This is a genomic window from Pseudomonas sp. NCCP-436, from assembly GCF_019656335.1.
Taxonomy (GTDB): Bacteria; Pseudomonadota; Gammaproteobacteria; order Pseudomonadales; family Pseudomonadaceae; genus Aquipseudomonas.
In genome coordinates this window covers 148898-168666 of sequence record NZ_BPLZ01000003.1, presented here as the reverse complement: position 1 = coordinate 168666, position 19769 = coordinate 148898, and the positions used below count along the sequence as shown (strand labels likewise).

General features: G+C 62.0%; 17 protein-coding genes. 7 read left to right on the top strand and 10 right to left on the bottom strand.

Annotated elements, in window-relative coordinates; genetic code table 11:
- The first annotated feature begins 102 nt into the window (after positions 1–102).
- Entirely contained in the window at positions 103–2637 is a 2535-nt protein-coding gene (gene hrpB, locus NCCP436_RS04845; protein WP_220802665.1) for an ATP-dependent helicase HrpB, read from the top strand.
- A gap of 24 nt (positions 2638–2661) precedes the next feature.
- Here hrpB and NCCP436_RS04840 read toward each other — a convergent pair whose 3' ends face one another.
- The 3 genes from NCCP436_RS04840 to NCCP436_RS04830 form a co-directional block, all read right to left on the bottom strand.
- Positions 2662–3645, bottom strand: a complete 984-nt coding sequence (locus NCCP436_RS04840) for an endonuclease/exonuclease/phosphatase family protein (protein ID WP_220802664.1) — start codon at positions 3643–3645, stop codon at positions 2662–2664.
- 97 nt (positions 3646–3742) lie between these two features.
- Complete coding sequence (locus NCCP436_RS04835; RefSeq protein ID WP_220802663.1) at positions 3743–4396, bottom strand: YciC family protein; 654 nt, start codon at positions 4394–4396, stop codon at positions 3743–3745.
- A gap of 29 nt (positions 4397–4425) precedes the next feature.
- Positions 4426–4911 (bottom strand): YbaK/EbsC family protein, encoded by a 486-nt coding sequence (locus NCCP436_RS04830; protein ID WP_220802662.1) that lies wholly within the window; start codon positions 4909–4911, stop codon positions 4426–4428.
- 98 nt (positions 4912–5009) lie between these two features.
- Here NCCP436_RS04830 and NCCP436_RS04825 point away from each other — a divergent pair, with 98 nt between their 5' ends.
- Both NCCP436_RS04825 and NCCP436_RS04820 read left to right on the top strand, forming a co-directional pair.
- The gene (locus NCCP436_RS04825) at positions 5010–5489 is read left to right on the top strand and encodes an NYN domain-containing protein (protein ID WP_220802661.1); all 480 of its coding nucleotides are present in this window, start codon (positions 5010–5012) and stop codon (positions 5487–5489) included.
- An 8-nt stretch (positions 5490–5497) separates the two neighbouring features.
- A complete protein-coding gene (locus NCCP436_RS04820) occupies positions 5498–6097 on the top strand; it encodes a PolC-type DNA polymerase III (RefSeq protein ID WP_220802660.1) in 600 nt (199 codons plus the stop codon).
- Between the two features lie 7 nt (positions 6098–6104).
- Here the strand turns inward: NCCP436_RS04820 and NCCP436_RS04815 are convergent, their stop codons facing one another.
- A complete protein-coding gene (locus NCCP436_RS04815; RefSeq protein WP_220802659.1) occupies positions 6105–7688 on the bottom strand; it encodes a peptide chain release factor 3 in 1584 nt (527 codons plus the stop codon).
- A 662-nt stretch (positions 7689–8350) separates the two neighbouring features.
- Between NCCP436_RS04815 and NCCP436_RS04810 the strand changes: the two genes are divergently transcribed.
- On the top strand, positions 8351–9514 hold the full coding sequence (locus NCCP436_RS04810) for a type III PLP-dependent enzyme (protein ID WP_220802658.1): 1164 nt from the start codon (positions 8351–8353) through the stop codon (positions 9512–9514).
- Between the two features lie 306 nt (positions 9515–9820).
- On the opposite strand, the gene NCCP436_RS04805 is transcribed toward NCCP436_RS04810, so the two are convergent.
- The 3 genes from NCCP436_RS04805 to NCCP436_RS04795 all read right to left on the bottom strand — a co-directional run bounded on the left by NCCP436_RS04805 (position 9821) and on the right by NCCP436_RS04795 (position 13241).
- Positions 9821–12040, bottom strand: coding sequence for a TonB-dependent receptor domain-containing protein (locus NCCP436_RS04805; protein WP_220802657.1), 2220 nt, complete (start codon positions 12038–12040; stop codon positions 9821–9823).
- Between the two features lie 238 nt (positions 12041–12278).
- Positions 12279–12569 (bottom strand): DUF2218 domain-containing protein, encoded by a 291-nt coding sequence (locus NCCP436_RS04800; RefSeq protein ID WP_220802656.1) that lies wholly within the window; start codon positions 12567–12569, stop codon positions 12279–12281.
- A 30-nt stretch (positions 12570–12599) separates the two neighbouring features.
- Positions 12600–13241 (bottom strand): NAD(P)-dependent oxidoreductase, encoded by a 642-nt coding sequence (locus NCCP436_RS04795; protein WP_220802655.1) that lies wholly within the window; start codon positions 13239–13241, stop codon positions 12600–12602.
- Positions 13242–13342: 101 nt separating this feature from the next.
- On the opposite strand from NCCP436_RS04795, the gene NCCP436_RS04790 reads away from it, so the two are divergent.
- Together NCCP436_RS04790 and NCCP436_RS04785 are read left to right on the top strand one after the other, a co-directional pair.
- Complete coding sequence (locus tag NCCP436_RS04790) at positions 13343–14230, top strand: LysR family transcriptional regulator (protein WP_220802654.1); 888 nt, start codon at positions 13343–13345, stop codon at positions 14228–14230.
- A 92-nt stretch (positions 14231–14322) separates the two neighbouring features.
- A complete protein-coding gene (locus tag NCCP436_RS04785) occupies positions 14323–15210 on the top strand; it encodes a PA4780 family RIO1-like protein kinase (RefSeq protein WP_220802653.1) in 888 nt (295 codons plus the stop codon).
- An 8-nt stretch (positions 15211–15218) separates the two neighbouring features.
- Here the strand turns inward: NCCP436_RS04785 and NCCP436_RS04780 are convergent, their stop codons facing one another.
- Together NCCP436_RS04780 and lon are read right to left on the bottom strand one after the other, a co-directional pair.
- On the bottom strand, positions 15219–15611 hold the full coding sequence (locus NCCP436_RS04780) for a protease inhibitor I42 family protein (protein ID WP_220802652.1): 393 nt from the start codon (positions 15609–15611) through the stop codon (positions 15219–15221).
- Between the two features lie 75 nt (positions 15612–15686).
- On the bottom strand, positions 15687–18095 hold the full coding sequence (gene lon, locus NCCP436_RS04775; protein ID WP_220802651.1) for an endopeptidase La: 2409 nt from the start codon (positions 18093–18095) through the stop codon (positions 15687–15689).
- 212 nt (positions 18096–18307) lie between these two features.
- Between lon and NCCP436_RS04770 the strand changes: the two genes are divergently transcribed.
- Complete coding sequence (locus tag NCCP436_RS04770; RefSeq protein WP_220802650.1) at positions 18308–19057, top strand: AraC family transcriptional regulator; 750 nt, start codon at positions 18308–18310, stop codon at positions 19055–19057.
- A gap of 58 nt (positions 19058–19115) precedes the next feature.
- Here NCCP436_RS04770 and lpcA read toward each other — a convergent pair whose 3' ends face one another.
- Positions 19116–19703: a D-sedoheptulose 7-phosphate isomerase gene (gene lpcA / locus NCCP436_RS04765; protein WP_220802649.1), complete on the bottom strand. Its 588-nt coding sequence runs from the start codon at positions 19701–19703 to the stop codon at positions 19116–19118.
- Positions 19704–19769: the final 66 nt, after the last annotated feature.

Genomic DNA, 19769 nt, shown 5'->3' with positions numbered 1-19769 from the left:
TGCCGTACAGTTGTACTGAGACTGTTGTACAGGGCCGGAGGTTCGCTGCATCGCCGGTCAGCACTGCTGCTCTATAATCGCCGCCCCTGCCGTGGAGGTCTCATGAACGCCCTGCCTATCGATGCCCTGCTGCCCGCCCTCAATGCCGCCCTCGCCAGTCGTCATGAGGTGGTGCTGGAGGCTCCGCCCGGCGCCGGCAAGACCACCCGTGTGCCACTGGCGCTGCTCGACGCGCCCTGGCTGGCGGGACAATCGATCCTGATGCTGGAGCCGCGTCGGCTGGCTGCACGTGCTGCTGCCGAGCGGCTGGCCGCAGAGCTTGGCGAGCGGGTTGGCGAAACGGTGGGCTATCGGATCCGCCTGGAGAGCCGGGTCGGCCCTCTGACCCGTATCGAGGTGGTCACCGAGGGCATTCTTGCTCGGCGCCTGCAGGACGACCCGGCGTTGGAGGGAGTCGGCCTGGTGATCTTCGATGAATTTCACGAGCGCAGCCTGGATGCCGATCTGGCCCTGGCGTTGACGCTCAACGGCCGCGTCTTGTTTCGTGGTGAGGACAGCGGCGAAACACCGCTAAAAGTGCTGCTGATGTCCGCCACCCTGGAGGGTGAGCGTCTGTCCGCGTTGCTCGGTGATGCTCCGGTACTGCGTAGCGAGGGGCGTATGTTCCCGGTGGATATTCGCTGGGGTGCGCCCTTTCAGCCGGGTGAGTGGATCGAGCCAAGGGTTGTTCAGACGATACAGCAGGCGCTGGCCGATGAGTCTGGCAGTTTGCTGGTGTTTCTCCCCGGGCAGGCGGAGATTCGCCGGGTCGCCGAACAACTGGGCGAGGCCCTGGCCGGGCGTGAGGAGATTCTGCTGTGTCCGCTGCACGGTGAGCTCGACCTGGCGGCCCAGCGCGCGGCCATCGAACCGGCTCCAGAGGGCAGGCGCAAGGTGGTGCTTGCCACCAATATCGCTGAAACCAGTCTGACCATCGATGGCGTGCGGGTTGTGATTGATGCCGGTCTGGCGCGGGTGCCGCGCTTTGATCCGGCCAGTGGCATGACCCGCCTCGAAACCCAGCGCATCTCCCGCGCCTCCGCCACCCAGCGTGCCGGCCGCGCCGGCCGACTGGAGCCGGGGGTGTGCTATCGGCTGTGGTCGCAGGCCCAGCACGAACAGCTCAGCGCCCATGCCGCGGCGGAAATTCTTCAGGCGGATCTGGCCGGACTGGCCTTGCAGCTGCTGCGCTGGGGCGTGACCCCGGACGAGTTACGCTGGCTCGATGCACCGCCACCAGCCGCCTATGCCCAGGCGCTAGACCTGCTGGCGCGGCTTGGCTCCCTCGACGAGCGCGGTGCGCTCAATACCCATGGCCAGGCCATGGCCGAGTTGCCGACACATCCGCGTCTGGCGCACTTGCTGCTGTGCGCTCAGGCACTGGGACTGGGTGCACTGGCCTGTGACCTGGCTGCCTTGCTGGCAGAGCGGGACATACTGCGCGGCGGCGATGCCGATCTGCATGCTCGGCTGGCGCTACTCAGTGGGGAAAGCCGGGTGGCACGGAGCGCCATGGGGGCCGTGCAGCGTACCAGGCAGCTTGCCCGGCAGTTCCAGGGACTGTTGCGGGGGCAGCCGGTGATCCGGGCCGTCAGTGATCCGCAGCATCCGCGCTGGCTTGGCTGTTTGCTGGCGTTCGCCTACCCGGACCGGATCGCTCGTCAGCGTCGTGCCGGTGGCGCCGATTACCGGCTGGCCAACGGGCGTGCCGCGCAGTTTGCCGAGAGTGATGCGCTGATGAAGTACGAGTGGCTGGTGGTGGCTGATCTGGGCAGTCGTCAGGGACAGCGCGAAGAGCGCATCTATCTGGCGGCGGAGCTGGATCCGACGCTGTTCGAGGATGAACTGGCGGAGCAGGTCGAGGAGTTGGACGTGCTCGATTGGGATGAACGCGAAGGCGTGCTGCGCGCCGAACGCCAGCGTCGGATCGGTGAGCTGGTGCTGGAGCGTCAGGCCTTGCCTGAACTGGATGAACAGGCGCGCTGTCGGGCATTGGTCGGTCTGGTACGGCGCAAGGGACTGGAGCTGCTACCCTGGACGCCCGAACTGCGTCAGTGGCAGGCGCGCGTGGCGCTGCTGCGTGAGCTGGATCTGCAGCAGCAGAGGCAGAGCCTGTGGCCGGATCTTTCCGATGCTGCACTACTGGCGAGTCTTGATCAGTGGCTGGCCCCTTATCTGGGCAGAGTCAGCCGCCTCAGTCACTTTGCCGGGCTTGACCTGGCGGCGATACTTCAGAGCCTTCTGCCCTGGCCACTGCCGCAGCAGCTTGACGAGCTGGCGCCAAAATATCTGCAAGTGCCTTCCGGCTCGCGCATCGCCATCGACTACACGGAGCAGCCTCCGGTGCTCGCCGTGCGTCTGCAGGAGCTGTTCGGTCTGGCCACTACGCCACGCATCGCCGGCGGCCGGCTTGGCCTCAAGTTGCACCTACTGTCGCCTGCGCGCCGCCCGGTGCAGGTCACCCAAGACCTGGCCAGCTTCTGGGCCAACACCTATGCCGAGGTGAAGAAGGATCTCAAGGGGCGTTATCCCAAGCACTACTGGCCGGACGATCCGTTGATCGCCGAGCCTACGGCTCGGGCCAAACCGAGGAAATAGACTTGCAGCCGTGTATCAGTACTTCTATTCGCCGCCAGGCAGGAAGAAGCGTCCGATCAGTGGCAGGTGAGGTGTAATGAGGCTGGTATCGTTCTGTCGCACCTGGCTGGCAAAAGGTGTCAGGCGCGGGCTGTAGAGCAGGTAGTCGAGCGTGCGCGGCGTTCCTTCCAGGCGGGTGTGCCAGCTTGCCTGTCCGGTACCACTGGCCTGGTTCAGGCTGGGTATCAGCGGGTAGCGTCGGGCCAGCTTTTGCAGGGTAGTGCCGCTGCCATCAGGTGAGAAGGAGTGTGTCTGGCCGGGCGGCAGGAGGTTCAGGGTGCCGCCGAGTAGCCAGGTCATGCCGCTGCGTTGCAGCTCTTGCAGCAGTGCGTCGGTTGCCGCTGCCTGCTGTTGACGAGTCTCATGTGCCGCGTTGCCTTCGGCGAAATGAGTGTTGACCACGACCAGTTCGCCCTGGCCGCGTACCGGCAGATAGTTGACCAGCAGGGCGGAGCGTGGGCGGAAGGCGCGGATCCTCAGTTCATCCCCGGATGCCGGCAGTTGCAGGCGTTCGGCGCGGTTGATTTGAAAGCGGCTGAGGATGGCGAGCTTCAGTCCGGCGTTGCCGGGCAGACGCGGGTGTGCGATGTAGCCGCTCTGGCTGTAGAGCGTCTGGCTGAGGCAGGGATAGAGTCCGGCCAGCCGCGCCTGCAGTTGCGCGTCGGCGTTGCTGTTGTTGCGTAGGGCCTGCAGCAGCACAACGTCAGGCTGCTCGTCGCGCAGGATGCTCGCAATTGCCTCGAGGCTGGCCGTATATTCGGCGGTATCGTGTCCGGCTGCTTGTTGCAGGTTCCAGCTCATTACTTTCAGCGTCTGGCCTGGCCGCAGCAGTGGCGGGCGGGTGCTGCATTGCGCGGAGGCGCTCTCGCGCGCTGCCGGGCTCCAGCTGGCGGCCAGCAGTACAGTCAGCAACAGTATCGGCAGCAGGATGAGGGCAGACAGCAGGCGCAGGGAACGAGATCGGAGCATGGCACTGAATGATCGGAGCCGGATGTGGGCGAGCATACCCCAGACGGGCCGCCCGGAGCGCTTTCGTCAGTGCCGCCGGCAGTCTTCGATCAGTCGGTCAGTGGCGTGCTGCCTGTGTGACAAGGATCATGTACAGACGAAATACCACGACCAGGGCAAACAGTTGCAGGAAGCCATTACCAGCCTGATGCAGAATCCAGAGCAGGCTGTCGCCGGGTTTTGGCGTCGTCCACCACTCCAGCAGCCAAAGCGGCACCAGCAGGCCGGTCAGACAGGCGAACAGCGGCAGGAAGCGTCCACGGCTCATGGCGAAGCTCTGCTGCATGGCCTGCAGTGGTGCGGTCCGTTGCAGCACCAGGATTGGCTCGGAGAAGGCCAGGCGGATCATTACCCAGAGCCCCGGCAGGATAAACAGTGACAGACCTACGGCGATCAGCAGGGTGCTGAGTCCGGTAAGCAGGGCGAAGGCCGGCCACAGCTGCAGGCCGGCGCCGATCAGTTGCAGACTGCCGGGGTTGTGACCATTGCTGCGAGCATCAAGAAAGAGAATCAGCGGGCCGGCATACAACGGGTAGAACAGCGCGCCGAGCAGGATGGCGTAGGCCGGATTGGCATCTGCGCCGAAGTGTGCCGTCAGTTGATACTGGCAGAAGGCTTCGAGCAGCAGCAGTGGCAGGCACAGGCGGGCAATGGCACTGATGTGGTGAGTGAAGAAGAACCAGGCGTCGCGCACGGCGGGCAGTGGATTCATCGGCAGGTAACTCGATTCGGTAAAGGACGCTAAGGATACTCCAGCCGGGTATTGGGCTGGGCTGCCAGCAGGCGTGGCAGATGCGCGCCCGGCACTTCCAGGGTCAGCTGTGGCGGGCCGGGTGAGTAGAGCAGGTAGTCGCAGGCGAGGATCGTTCGGTCAATCAATAGGGTAATCGACGCGTCGTGCCCGAAAGGGCAGGCGCACATCGGTACGCAGCCGGTTAGGGCAGTCAGCTCTTCGTCTCTGGCCAGGCTCGGCCGGCGCCCGAGTAGCTGCTTCAGCCTTACCCAGTCGGAGCGGGCGCCCTCAAGGCTGACCAGCATGGCGTAGTGGCCGGCAGCGATACGCAGAAACAGGCTCTTGCTCTCGCTGCCTCGCAGATCGAAACGCTGGCGTACCGCGTGGGCAGTGGGGTAGTCCAGCACGGGCTCGTGCTCAACCAGGCGATGGGGAATTTCCAGGTTGTGCAGCAGGTCGAGATTGCGCTGGCAGAGATGTTCGAGCGGGGTCATGGGCGGCAGGATAGGACTTCACCGGCGCCTGCGCCAGCCCCGCAGGATGAATTCCTCTGGCATACTGGCGGCCCAGTCCGTTCCTCCGAGGAGCCGCGGTGAAGAAGATCGCCGTATTCGCCGATGTGCAGAACCTCTACTACACGGTGCGCCAGGCCTACGGTTGCCACTTTGACTATGCTGCGCTATGGGACGGGTTGAGCCGGCAGGGTCGGATCGTCGAGGCTTATGCCTACGCCATTGAGCGCGGTGATGCCCGGCAGCAGCAGTTCCAGCAGATCCTGCGCAGACTTGGCTTCACCGTTAAGCTCAAACCCTACATCCTGCGCAGTGACGGCTCGGCCAAGGGCGACTGGGATGTGGGCATCACCATCGACGTGCTGGATGCTGCCGAGCGGGTCGACAGCATCGTGCTGGCTTCCGGTGACGGCGACTTCGACCTGCTGTTCGAACGCGTGCGACGCCAAGGCTGCGAGGCCATCGCCTACGGTGTGCCCGGGCTGACTGCGCAATCGCTGATCCGTGCCGCCAGTCATTACGTGCCCATCGAGGGTGACCTGCTGTTGCACAACCCATGAGGCCGCCTTTGGAATCCATTGCCGTAATTGACTTTGAAACCACCGGCGTGTCGGTGTCCCGGGATCGGGCCACCGAGATTGGCGTGGTTATCATCGAGGACGGGGGCATTGTCGAGCGGTATCAGAGTCTGATGAACGGCGGCGTACGGATCCCGCCGTTTATCGAGCAGCTCACCGGTATCAGCAACGCCATGCTGGCTGATGCGCCGCCTTCGAATGTGGTCATGCAGGAGGTGGCGGATTTTATCGGCGAGCGACCGCTGCTGGCGCACAATGCCGCCTTTGATCAACGCTTCTGGGATGCCGAACTGGCACGGCTACGCCGCCGCCGCGTGCAGCCGTTCGCCTGTTCCCTGCTGCTGTCGCGACGTCTGCTGCCAGAGGCGCCGAGCCACAAACTGGGCAGCCTCAACGTCTGGGCCGGGCTGCCGGATGCTGGCCGGGCGCACCGTGCCCTGGCCGATGCCGAAATGGCGGCGAACCTGACGTTGCATCTGCAGCGTCTGCTGCGCGAACGCTACGGTATCGACGCCGATCACGGCTATCTGTGTGGTCTGCAGCGGTTGTCGGCAGCCAAGGTCCGGGCGTTGTTACGCCCGGCAGGCTAGCCTGGCCTCAATGGTGTTCGCGGGTAGCGCGGAAGCGGATTTCCGGCCAGCGCTCTTCCATCAGGCTGAGGTTGACGCGGGTCGGTGCCAGGTAAGTCAGATGGCCGCCGCCATCGAGGGCGAGGTTCTCAAAGGCTTTGTCTTTGAACTCTTTGAGTTTTTTCTCGTCATCGCATTCGATCCAGCGCGCTGACCAGACGTTGATCGCCTCGTAGGCGCACTCGACCTTGTACTCTTCCTTCAGACGGCTGGCGACCACGTCAAACTGCAGCACACCCACGGCACCGAGGATGATGTCGTTGTTGCGCTCCGGGAAGAACACCTGGGTGGCGCCTTCCTCGGCCAGTTCCTGCAGGCCCTGGCGGAGCTGCTTGGATTTCAGCGGGTCCTTCAGGCGCACGCGGCGGAACAGTTCCGGGGCGAAGTGCGGGATGCCGGTGAAACCGAGCACCTCGCCTTCGGTGAAGGTGTCACCGATCTGGATGGTGCCGTGGTTGTGCAGACCTATGATGTCGCCGGCCCAGGCTTCCTCGAGCATCTCGCGCTCGCTGGAGAAGAAGGTCAGGGCGTCGGCGATCTTCAGGTCCTTCTTGAGGCGCACGTGGCGCATCTTCATGCCCTTCTCGTACTTGCCGGAGCAGATGCGCAGGAAGGCGATGCGGTCGCGGTGCTTGGGATCCATGTTCGCCTGGATCTTGAACACGAAGCCGGAGAATTTCTCTTCTACCGGTTCGACCACTCGCTCGTGGGCGGCGCGCGACAGTGGCATCGGCGCCCAGTCGACGATGGCGTCGAGCACCTGGTCCACACCAAAGTTGCCCAGCGCAGTGCCGAAGAATACCGGAGTCATCTCGCCCCTGAGGAAGGCGTCCTGATCGAATTCGTGGCAGGCGCCCTGTACCAGTTCGAGCTGTTCGACGAACTCGTCGTACAGATCGCCCAGGTGGCTGCGGGCTTCGTCCGAGTCGAGCCCCACGATCACTCGCTGTTCGATGCGCTCATGGCCGTGGCCTGGCTGGTAGACGATGATCTTGTCTTCGCTGAGGTGATAGACACCCTTGAAGTCGCGATAGCAGCCAATCGGCCAGGTAATCGGCGCAGCCTTGATGTTGAGCACGGCCTCGATTTCGTCGAGCAGTTCGATGGGATCGCGGATGTCGCGGTCCAGCTTGTTGATAAAGCTGACAATCGGCGTGTCGCGCAGGCGGCAGACATCCATCAGGGCGATGGTGCGTGGTTCCACACCCTTGCCGCCGTCGAGCACCATCAGTGCGCTGTCCACGGCCGTCAGGGTGCGGTAGGTGTCTTCCGAGAAGTCTTCGTGGCCGGGAGTATCGAGCAGGTTGATCATGTGCTCGCGGTACGGGAACTGCATCACCGAGGTGGTGATGGAGATGCCGCGCTGCTTCTCCATCTCCATCCAGTCAGAGGTGGCATGGCGGTCGGATTTACGCGACTTCACGGTGCCGGCCACTTCAATGGCCTTGCCCATCAGCAGCAGCTTTTCGGTGATGGTGGTTTTACCGGCATCCGGGTGCGAGATGATCGCGAATGTACGGCGCTTGGCGACTTCGGCGGCCTGGGTGGTCATGGGTGTGTGCCTGGCTTGAATCGTGGAGGACGGCTTGGCGCCCGGAAAACTGGCGATTATACCGGCAATTGCGACGCCAGGCCGAGTGTCCGGACAGGCAGGATGATTGCCGTATGAAGGCGGTGAATATCCGTACCGCTGCAAATCGAGTGAGTCTGCAGTGTCGCGCCTGGGCAAAAGGGTCGGGCTAGAGAAGGTGTCAATGAGGGGTTGCGGGAGCTTGATGTTGACTGCTGAATTGATCTTATGACCGATTGGTTGGAATCTGACTTTTTATGCCGATGGGTTTTCTTCAGCTTTCAGGATAATCTCCTGGAAGCCACGCCCGTTCAGCATTTCAGGGCATTTCGTGTGATATCCGGAACGCTGCAATTTCCGGTTGATTCGGGGGGCGCATGGTCTTAAAGTCCGCGCCCGAACGTCCATGCTGGAAACGATCCATCCGGCTCAAGTACTGACGACGAGAGATCGCTGGTAGCCCGCCGCGATCAGTGATGCTCGGCGACATGCCTTGGGAAGTAGGCGAACCAAAGTGGGGAAACTGTCAGACGTTCAGGCCAATGGCGTTCGCGCCGGCCACCCCCTTGCGGTGTAGCGGAACCTGTAGAGGTTTGCGTTGCCCGATTGAATCTGAGCCCGGTTTTGCCTTCGGAGTCCCGAGCATGTCGATCAAGGTCGAAGACTATTACGCACCCGCCACCTTCCAGCGCATGAAGGCGTTTGCCGATCAGCACGAAACACCCTTCGTGGTGATCGATCGGCAGATCATCGCCGATTCCTATGATCAGCTGGTCAACTGTTTCCCGTTTGCCAAGATCTACTACGCGGTCAAGGCCAACCCTGCCACCGAGATCACCGAGTTGCTGCGCGACAAGGGCTCGAACTTCGATATCGCCTCGATCTACGAGCTGGACAAGGTGATGGCCACTGGCGTCGGCCCGGAACGTATCAGCTACGGCAACACCATCAAGAAGGCGCGCGACATCCGTTATTTCTACGAGAAGGGCGTGCGCCTGTTCGCCACCGACTCCGAAGCCGACCTGCGCAATATTGCCAAGGCTGCGCCGGGCTCGAAGATTTACGTGCGCATCCTCACCGAAGGTTCCACCAGTGCCGACTGGCCGCTGAGCCGCAAGTTCGGCTGCCAGCCGGACATGGCGCTGGATCTGCTGATCCTGGCCAAGCAACTGGGCCTGGTGCCTTACGGAGTTTCCTTCCACGTCGGTTCGCAGCAGCGTGACATTGATGTCTGGGACGCGGCCATTGCCAAGGTCAAGGTGATCTTCGAGCGCCTTAAGGAAGAGGACGGCATTGTCCTGCAGATGATCAATATGGGGGGCGGCTTCCCGGCCAATTACATCCAGCGCACCAACGATCTGGAGACCTACGCCGAGGAAATCACCCGCTTCCTCAAGGAGGACTTTGGCGATGACCTGCCGGAGATCATTCTCGAGCCGGGACGTTCGCTGATCGCCAACGCCGGTGTTCTGGTCAGTGAGGTGGTGCTGGTGGCACGCAAGTCGCGCACTGCCGTGGAGCGCTGGGTCTACACCGATGTGGGTAAGTTCAGTGGGCTGATCGAAACCATGGACGAGGCCATCAAGTTCCCCATCTGGACCGAGAAGAAGGGCGAGATGGAAGAGGTGGTGATCGCCGGCCCGACCTGCGACAGCGCCGACATCATGTATGAGCACTACAAGTACGGTCTGCCGTTGAATCTGGCCAGTGGCGACCGCCTTTACTGGCTTTCCACTGGCGCTTACACCACCAGCTACAGCGCGGTGGAGTTCAATGGCTTCCCGCCGCTGAAGTCCTTTTACCTCTAGGATTGCTGCCGGATATGTTCGACTGCCCCCTGCCGGTGCCAGACACCAGCAGGGGGGTGTTTATCCGGCCAATGACTTCGCCCTGCCTGGCTACTGACCGGCAGGCTATCACCGGTTGCATCAATAGCCTGTCGGACAACTGCGAGGACGGCGTCGTGGGCAGGGCTGCGCTTGTGAGCTGCCAGCCAGCCGGAAATAGCGACCAGCATGCGCAGCTGCCGGGCCGATGCTGTTGTTGGGAAATCATGCAGACATGAAAAAGCCGCCAGCGCGTGAGCGGTGGCGGCTTTGGTGCCTGCTTAAGTGTTAGAACTCATATACGGCCGACAGCCACAAGCGGCGACCTTCTTCCAGCGTGCCGGTGGCGGTAGCGCGCTCGAAGCGCACATAGTCCGATGCCCACACCGGGTTGCCTGCGGCATTGATGTAGGTCGAGCCGCTGAGGAAGTCGCGATCGAACAGGTTGTTGATCGCAGCATGAAGGGTCAGCTCCTTGCTGGCTTTGAAGCTACCGCCCAGGTGCCACACATCATAGGCCTTGAGGTCACCCAGCTGATCCATGATCTGCCGCTCGTCGGCGGTGTAGTTGACGCCGCGCTTGTTATAGCGGGCACGCTCGCCGCGGTATTCGCCTTTGAAATACAGGCTCAGGCGATCCGTGGCTTGCCAGTTCAGGCTGGCATGCGCCATGTGCAACGGAGTGTTGCTGATCGGCGCGCCCTTGTTGTTGGCTTCGTTGGTCTTCTGATAGGTATCGGTGTAGGTGTAATTGCCCGAGAGCGACCAGCCCGGGGCGAATTGCCAGCGGCTGCCGACTTCCACGCCCTGGCTGATGGCTTCACCCAGATTGACGGTCCAGGCGCAGTGATCCTGCGGAACGCTACTGGTGGCAGGGTTGCCCACGCACAGCGGATCTTGAACGGGATCACCGTCACCCAGCTTGTTTTTGTATTTGGTGTGGAACAGTGTGACGTTGGCGGTAAAGCCACCCAGGTTGTCGAAGTAGGCGCCGATTTCGGTGTTGGTGCTTTCTTCCGGTTTCAAATCCGGGTTGCCGATGGTCTTTGACTGTCCCTGCGAGGTGATGCCGTTGATGCCGTTATGCAACTCATCCGGATCCGGTGCTTTGAAGCCTTTGCTGATACCCCCCTTGAGGGTCCAGTTGTCGTTGGCATTCCAGACCAGATACGCCCGAGGGCTGACATGGCCGCCAAAGGTTTCGTGGTCGTCGTAGCGTGCGCCGACGGTCAGGGCCAGGGCGTCGTTGATGCGCCACTCGTTTTCCAGGAATACCGCCTTGATGGTCTGCTCGAAGGTGGTGAGCGCGACAGTGTCCTTGAGCTCTTGCTTCCACCACTGTCCGCCGACGGTCAGGATATTGGAGTCGCCAATGGGGGCGGTGAACTTCGTGTCGAAAACGGTGCTGACAGATTCCAGCTTACGATCCTGGCCTCCGATCAGAGCCTCATAAGGTGCGTCATAGGGAACCCCCAGGGTGCCGGGTACAGTGCGGCCCAGGGTTTCCGTCTTGTTGCGCATCAGGCTGGAGTCCCAGGTGCCCAGCTCGAAATGTCCGGTATGGCTCAGGGCAACCTGCTCGCGGATGAAACGCTGCTCATCGGTATAGCCGTTGATCTTGCTCGGGTTCAGCGTCGAGCAGCCGACGGTGTCGCTGCCGCCATTCCAGCCGTCGAGGTTGCCAAGCTGGCAATCGTCGTTGTTGTAGCGTTGAACGCCGCGCTCGACATCAAGCGCCAGTTCATGGGCTTCATTGGGGGTCAGCGTCAGGCGGCCACCCAGGCTGTAATTATCGCCTTCTACCGGAGCGGCGCCGCGGCGGCTTACGGTGCTGTCATTGTCGAATGTCAGATCCGAGGCCTTGCGATCATAGAAGCTGCCGCGCATCTGCAGGCCCAGAAGGTTCTCTACCAGAGGGCCGGAGGTGTAGAAGTTGGTCTTGCTGGATTCACCGTAGTCACGGTTTTCCTGGAAGGTGTGCTCGACGCCAACGGAGCCTGTCCATTCCTTGCCGACCTTGCGGGTGATGATATTGATCACACCACCCATGGCATCGGAACCGTAGAGGGTGGACATCGGGCCGCGGATGACTTCGATTCGTTCGATCGATGACAGCGGCGGGATGAAGTTGTTGGAGGTCTCGCCGAAGCCATTGGGTGCTACCGCGCCCGGGGCATTCTGACGGCGCCCGTCGATCAGCACCAGCGTAAACTTGCTGGGCATGCCACGAATACTGATGTTGAGCCCGCCGGTTTTACCGGTGCCTTGGCGCACATCGATACCTTCAACTTCCTCCAGTGCCTCAGCCAGGTTGGCGTAGCTTTTCTGCTGCAATTCCTCGCGGCTGATTACGCTGATGCTGGCCGGTGCTTCGGTGATCTTCTGCTCAAAGCCGGATGCACTGACGACCACATCGCCCAGGGCGATAGGTTCGTTGGCCTGAGCGCCGAGGCTGGTGACCAGTGCGATAGCACTGGCCAAGGCGGTACGGGGTGTGAAGGTGTACATCGATCTACTCCAGGCGTGAAAGGGGGGCTAAGTTTCTAATTGAGGCGGGATGATAGTGATTTGCATATAAGGTTCAATCGCGGCTATCGGGTGTATGCCTGCAACCACCCTGAAAGCCCCGTAAATACTGGAGTACGTGGGTGTGTAAATTTTGTAAATGAGAGATGTTCTTGAATAGAAGGCGGTTGACGGGTTTTGGTAGCAGGCAGGGATTCGGGTTGCGTCAGGGCAGAAGAGGTCAGACTGGTTGCCAATCCAGGGTCAGGGCTTCCCTCCAGGCAAAGCGCTGGAAATGGCTGGCGACTATGTCCTGCAGGCGGTTCAGTGCCTCGGTATCAGCGCTCTGCAACTGCAGGCGCAGTCCCTCGGGCTCGGCTTGCAGTGTGACCAGGCCTGCCGGGAACTCGATGCGCCCTTGTTGCTCGTCAAAGCTGACCGGGATCTTGTGTGCGAAGTGCTTGCACAGCCTGCCGATATAGCGAGCTGGGCTGTCGGTCATGACAAAGCTGCTACTGCTGAATGAAATCATGCGGTATCTCCTGAAAACGAAGGCTATGGCCTAGTAGGCCAGGGTGAAGCGTTGGCGGACATGCTGTGGTTGTTCAGCTTCATCAAGAAGCGCCACGGCCAGGTCGGCGACGGAGATGCTGCCCGGCTTGTCGCCGTTCATCAGCAGCTCGTCCCGGCCCAGGCGGAAGCGACCGGTGCGCGGTCCCGGCACGAGTTGGGCAGCAGGCGAGAGAAAGCTCCACTCCAGCTCCTGCTCGTTTTGCAGGATCGTCAGGAGCTGACGCGCACCTTCTGCGCCCTCCTTGTACTGAGCGGGGAAATCCGGGGTGTCGATCAGTTGGACGCCTGGGGCCACATACAGGCTGCCGGCCCCGCCGACTACCAGCAGGCGGCGCACGCCGGCTCGCTGGCAGGCTTCAATGATCGAGCGGCTGCCGGCGATGAACTGTTCGCGGATGTCCGCCAGGCCCCAGCCCGGGTTGAAGGCGCTGATTACCAGATCATGCCCGCGCAGTTGCTCGGTCAGTACCTCGGTGTCATGTACGTCGGCCTGTTGTGCGGCCAGTTGCGGGTGCGGCGCCAGGCGTTGTGGCTGGCGTACCAGAGCGGTGACTTGGTGGCCGCGATTGAGGGCTTCCTGCAGTAGGGGCGCGCCGACATAGCCGCTGGCGCCGATCAAAGCGATTTTCATGATGCGTCTCTAAGGTCGTTGAACGTGGACATATGATCGCTTCTGAATAAACTTGGGGAAAACCCCTTTGATTTACTTTGATAATTAAGTAGGGCTTCATAATGGAGCAGCTCAAGCGTATGGCATTGTTTGCCACCGTGGTGCAACGCGGTTCGATGGTGGGGGCGGCTGAAGCGCTTGGCATGAGTCCGTCGGCAGTCAGCCAGCAGATTCGTCGTCTGGAGGAGGTGGTCGGTGTCAGTCTGTTGCATCGCACCACCCGCAAGCTGACTCTGACCGAGGCCGGGGCGGTGTTCTATGACAGTTGCCGGCAAATCGTCGAGCTGGCGCAGCAAGCCGAGCAGCACCTGGCCGAGCAGCGCGAGGCTCCGGTTGGCGAGTTGCGCGTGGCTGCGCCGGTGGGGTTTTCCGGTCCGCTGCTGTGTGAGGCGCTGGCGCCACTGCTCAACTCCCATGCGGGGTTGAAACTGAGCCTGTTTTTTCAGGATGAGCAAATCGACCTGATCGAGGCGCGTATCGACCTGGCGATCCGGGCTGGGCGTCAGGAGGACTCCACTCTGGTTGCCCGTCACGTGGCCGACTGGCGCATGCTCTTGTGTGTGGCGCCTTCCTATCTGGCGCGGGTCGGTTGGCCGGGTGAGCCACGACAACTGCTCGGGCTGGACTGGATCAGCCTGAACCAGGAACGCAGCCAGCATCTGATCCTGCATGGCCCGGATGGGGCGCAGCAGCGCCTGCGTCTGGAAAGCCGCATCTTCTGCAACAACATCCTGGCGGTGCGCCAGTTCACTCTGGAGGGCATGGGCGTGTCGTTGCAACCTGAGCCGGAAGTGCGTGATCTGCTGGCCAGTGGACAATTGCTGTCGCTGTTGCCTGACTGGCAGGTCGAACCCCTGGGGCTCTATATCGTCACTCCGCGCCGTGACGCCCAACCGGCCAAAGTGCGCTATGCCATCGAGGCTCTGCGGCGTCATTTGAGTCGCAGCTGAATGGGCGGAGCCAATGTGCCTTTGACCGCACGTGCGGCTGTGCGACCATGGCGGCACATGTGCGCAGCCGGGAAGGGATCTGAGGCAGGTTGATGAAAACGCCCAAACGAATTGAGCCTCTGGTCGAGGATGGCTTGGTGGACGAGGTGCTGCGGCCGCTGATGAGCGGTAAGGAGGCAGCAGTCTATGTGGTGCGCTGTGGCGGGGAGCTGCGCTGTGCCAAGGTTTACAAGGAGGCTGACAAGCGCAGCTTCAGGCAGGCCGCCGAATACCGAGAGGGGCGCAGGGTGCGCGGTAGCCGTCAGGCACGGGCCATGGCCAGGGGCAGCAAGTTCGGCCGCAAGGAGCAGGAGCAGGCCTGGCAGAATGCCGAGGTGGCCGCGCTGTTTCGTCTGGCGGCGGCGGGTGTACGGGTGCCTAGGCCCTATGATTTTCTCGACGGCGTACTGCTGATGGAGTTGGTGGATGATGGCGAGGGGGATGTGGCGCCACGTCTTAACGATGTTGAGCTGCACCCGGATGATGCGCGAGCGTTTCATGCCGACATGATCCGGGAGATCGTCAAGATGCTTTGCGCCGGGTTGGTGCATGGCGACCTGTCCGAGTTCAACGTGCTGCTTGGCCCGGATGGCCCGGTCATCATCGATCTGCCTCAGGCGGTGGAGGCGGCGGCCAACAATCATGCCTTCAGCTTGCTAGAGCGTGATGTACGCAACATGGCCGAGTATTTCGGCCAGTTTGCTCCCGAGTTGAAGTACACGCGCTATGCCAAGGAAATGTGGGCCTTGTATCAGGCTGGTCGGTTGACCCCGCATAGCGTACTGACGGGCGAGTTCGCCGAGCCCGAGGATGCGGCCGATATCGATGCGGTGATGCGTGAGATCAAGGCCGCTTTGGCGGAAGAAAGCCGGCGTCAGGCCATGCGACAGGCTGCTGAAGATGGCGGTGACGCCGAGCCGACGCCGCCCTGGCTGCGCTGAAGCTCCGGTTACTTCACTCGCAACTCGCAGGTGAAGGTTTCGGCCGGCTCCACGTCTGGCTCCCAGGGTTGCTGGTAGGTCAGCAGCAGACGGCCTTCACCAGGCTCGCGGGCGCTGAAACGCCAGGTAGATATTCCGCCGGCACCGATCAGGCCGGAGTTTTCGGGGGCGCTGTATACCTCGGGGCCGAGGCTTTGCAGGGCCGGTTCGGCGGCGTCGCGCAGGTTCCAGCGAAAGCCGGTGCTGGGATTGCTGGGCAGGCTGAGGATCAGTTGCTGGCCAACGTTCAGGGTCAGCGGACATTGCCGCTCGCGGGTCAACTCCAGACTGCCGGGCTGATGGGCGCAGGCACCAAGCAGGGCCAGGGTGGGCAGGGCAAGCAGGCGCAAGGGGGGATTCATGACGCACTCCTGTCGACGAAACCTGCCCCCAGCATAGCCGCACCGGGGGGCGGCATGCGAGGGGCAGGGTGGGGCTCAGGCGGTGAGATCGTCGAACAGTACCTTGGCCACATCGCTGTAGCGCCTGGCGAAATGCACCGTCAGCCCGGTTTTGAGATAGTCCGGCAGCTCCTCGTAACTGCCACGATTGGCCTCCGGCAGGATCAGCTCGAAGATCTTCTGCCGGCGGGCAGCAATCACCTTCTCGCGCACGCCACCAATCGGCAGCACCTGGCCGGTCAAAGTCAGCTCGCCGGTCATGGCCACGCCCTTCTTGGGTGCCTGGTTGCGCGCCAGCGAAAGCAGCGCGCTGGCCATGGTGATGCCGGCGCTGGGGCCGTCCTTGGGCGTTGCGCCTTCCGGTACGTGGAGGTGGACGAAGGCCTGATCGAAGAAGGCCGGGTCGCCACCGAACTGTTTGAGGTGCGAGCTGACGTAGCTGTAGGCGATCTCCGCCGACTCTTTCATGACCTCGCCGAGCTGGCCGGTGAGCTTGAAGCCGCGGTTCAGCGTGTGGATCCGGGTTGCTTCGATCGGCAATGTGGCGCCGCCCATACTGGTCCAGGCCAGGCCGGTGATTACGCCAACGCCGGCCAGTACCCGTTCATTGCGGAATACCGGCATGCCCAGCGCCTGCTCCAGGTCCCGGGCGCCGATGCGGATTTTCACTTCAGGCTCTTCCAGCAGTTTTATCACCGACTTGCGCACCAGCTTGCCGAGTTGTTTGTCCAGCTGGCGCACGCCGGCTTCGCGGGCATAGCCTTCGATCAGGGCACGCAGGGCGGCTTCGCTGATGCCCAGACGTGCCTTCGATACGCCGGCCTTTTCCAGTTGTCTGGGCCACAGGTGGCGTTTGGCGATGGCGAGCTTCTCCTCGGTGATGTAGCCCGAAAGGCGGATCACCTCCATGCGGTCCAGTAGTGGGCCAGGGATCGAGTCCAGAGTATTGGCGGTGCAGACGAACAGCACCTTGGACAGATCCAGGCGCAGATCCAGGTAGTGATCAAGGAACTCGACGTTCTGCTCTGGATCCAGAGTTTCCAGCAGCGCCGATGCCGGGTCGCCCTGATAGCTGCTGCCCATCTTGTCGATCTCGTCGAGCATGATCACCGGGTTCATTACCTCGGCTTCCTTCAGCGCCTGCACCAGCTTGCCGGGCATGGCGCCGATATAGGTACGGCGGTGTCCCTTGATCTCCGCCTCGTCGCGCATGCCACCGACGCTGAAGCGATAGAACGGCCGGCCCAGGGATTCGGCGATGGACTTGCCGATGCTGGTTTTGCCAACACCGGGCGGGCCAACCAGCAATACGATGGAGCCGGCGATTTCGCCCTTGAAGGCGCCAACGGCGAGAAACTCAAGGATACGCGCCTTGATGTCATCCATGCCCGCATGGTGCTTGTCCAGAACTCGCCGTGCGCGTTTCAGATCGAGCTTGTCCTGGCCGTAGACGCCCCAGGGTAGGGTGGTGGCCCAGTCCAGGTAATTGCGGGTGACGGCGTACTCCGGCGAGCCAGCCTCGAGAATCGACAGCTTGTTCAGCTCGTCATCGATGCGTTTCTGCGCTGCCTGCGGCAGAGTCTTGCCTGCCAGGCGAGCGAGAAACGTCTCGCGGTCTGCGCTCTTGTCATCCTTGCTGATGCCCAGCTCCTGCTGGATCAGCTTGAGCTGTTCCTTGAGGAAGAACTCGCGCTGGCGTTCGCCGATCTGTTTGTTCACCTCGGCCGACAGTTCCTTCTGCAGACGGCCGACTTCCACCTCCTTGCGCAGCAGCGGCAACACCTTCTCCATGCGCTTGAGCACCGGCACGGTGTCGAGAATTTCCTGTAGCTCGCGGCCGGAGGCGGTGGTCAGTGCTGCGGCGAAGTCGGTCAGCGGCGAGGGTTCGTTGGGGCTGAAACGGTTGAGGTAGTTCTTCAGTTCTTCGCTGTACAGCGGGTTGAGCGGCAGCAGTTCCTTGATGCCGTTGATCAGCGCCATGCCGTAAGCCTTCACTTCGTCGCGCGAATCCACCGGTGCCTGAGGGTAGTCCACCTCGGCCAGGTACGGGCCGCGCCGGCTCAGCCAGCCGCGAATACGCACCCGGGTCAGGCCTTGAGCGACGAACTGCAGCTTGCCGCCTTCCTCGCTGACGTGGTGGATGCGGACCAGTGTGCCGTGTTCGGGCAGGCTGTCGAGGTCGAACTCACCGTTCTCATCCGGTGGATTGTCGACATAGAACACCGCCAGGCAGCGGTGCTCGGTGTTTTCCACGCGCTGGAGCGTGCGGCCCCAGGGCTGTTGGTTGACGATCACCGGCAGCACCTGGGCCGGGAAGAACGGACGGTTGTGAATAGGGATGATGTACAGCTTGTCCGGCAGCCGCTGGGCGGGCAGTACCAGACCCTTGGCTCCTGCCTGCCGTGATTCGTCAGCTGTCTCGAAGGGATTATCCTGATCGTTCATGGCGCACCTTTGCTTGCACGTTGTCTGCTACATGGGGCGGTTTGAGCGGGATTTCAACATGGCTTTGCTGTAGGGCGGCGTGATGCGTCTGGTCTGGTAATTTCGGTGTTATGGTTGCTATAGGTGCAACCTTGTTTCGATGGGTGGTTGCGGCGTTTTCTCGTGGAAAATAGTAAAGTGCAACCCGTGTTTCGTGATGCCAGTCTTATGTCATGTTGCAAGCTCGTGTTATCCGCCTGGATGAACAGGCCCATGAACATGCCCATGGCCATCACCAACTGGTGATGTCCCTGGAGGGGCGCGCCGAATTCGAAGTGAGCGGGCGCGGTGGTGAAGTCTGCCGGATGCGTGCCTGCCTGGTGCCGGGTGAGGCGGCTCATCAGTTTGCCGGTATGGGCGACAATCGTATGCTGATCCTCGATCTGGATGAGTGCGACACTCCCAGTGAGGATCTGGAACTGCTCCATCGTCTGTTTGAAAGGCCGCGTTATCCGGCGTTGGATGTGGATTTCCTGCACCTGCTCAGTTATGCCGGGGCGGAGCTGGAGCGTTACGGTAGCGATTCAATCCTGGCCCGATCGCTGGGCGGCGTACTGCTGCGAGCACTGCATCTGCGATTGTTCGGCGAGCAGCGTCGGCATCCGCATGGGTTGATGGATCTGCAGCGGCTGGATGCCTACATCGCTTGCAACCTCTCGCGGCGAATCAGTGTGGCAGAACTGGCGGGGCAGATGTGTCTGAGCCCCAGCCATTTTCATGCACTGTTCAAGGACAGCGTCGGTCTTACGCCGCATCAGTACCTGCTTAAAGCCCGTCTCGATCATGCTGCTCGCCTGCTGCGTGAAAGCAACATGCCGCTGGTGCGGATTGCCGAAGAATGCGGGTTTTCCAGTCAGAGTGCATTGACGACTGCCATGCGCCGTTACATGGGGTTGACGCCGAAGCGCCTGCGGGCGGCCTGAGCCGGCACCGTTGAGGAAGGGCTCGCCGTCACCGGATATTCGCTGACGGCGTTGCGCTTCAGGCGTAGTTCTGCGGGCAGAGCCGGCGCTCGATCAGTTCGATGAGTATGTGCAGTACCTTGATGTGCAGCTCCTGCACGCGATCGGCATAGTCACCGCCCGGGGCGCAGATGCACACGTCGGCCAGGCTTTCCAGCAGCGAGCCAGGCTTGCCGGTCAGAGCGATCACCTTCACGCCCAGCGCTTTGGCTGCTTCGGCCGCCTTGACCACATTGGGACTCTTGCCGCTGGTACTGATGGCGATCAGTACGTCGCCCTCGCGCCCGTGGGACTCGATGTAGCGCGAGAAAATGTAGTCGTAGCCAAAATCATTGGCCACACAGCTGATATGGCTGGCGTCACTGATCGACACAGCGGCGATGCCCGGGCGGTTGTTGCGGTAGCGACCGGTCAGTTCCTCGGCGAAGTGCATGGCGTCGCACATGGAGCCGCCGTTGCCGCAGGAGAACGCCTTGCCCTTATTCTCAAAGCTTTGAATCAGCAGCTCGGCTGCCTTCTGGATATTGCCCAGAGTCTGCTCGTTGGCGAGAAAGGCCTCCAGAGCGCGCTGGGCTTCCTGCAGGCTGTTGCGGATATGTTCGATCATGGCGGGTTGGAAACCTCTTCTGTGCTTCCCGGGCTGCTGCCGGAAGGGGAAGCTGAGTTTGGGCGC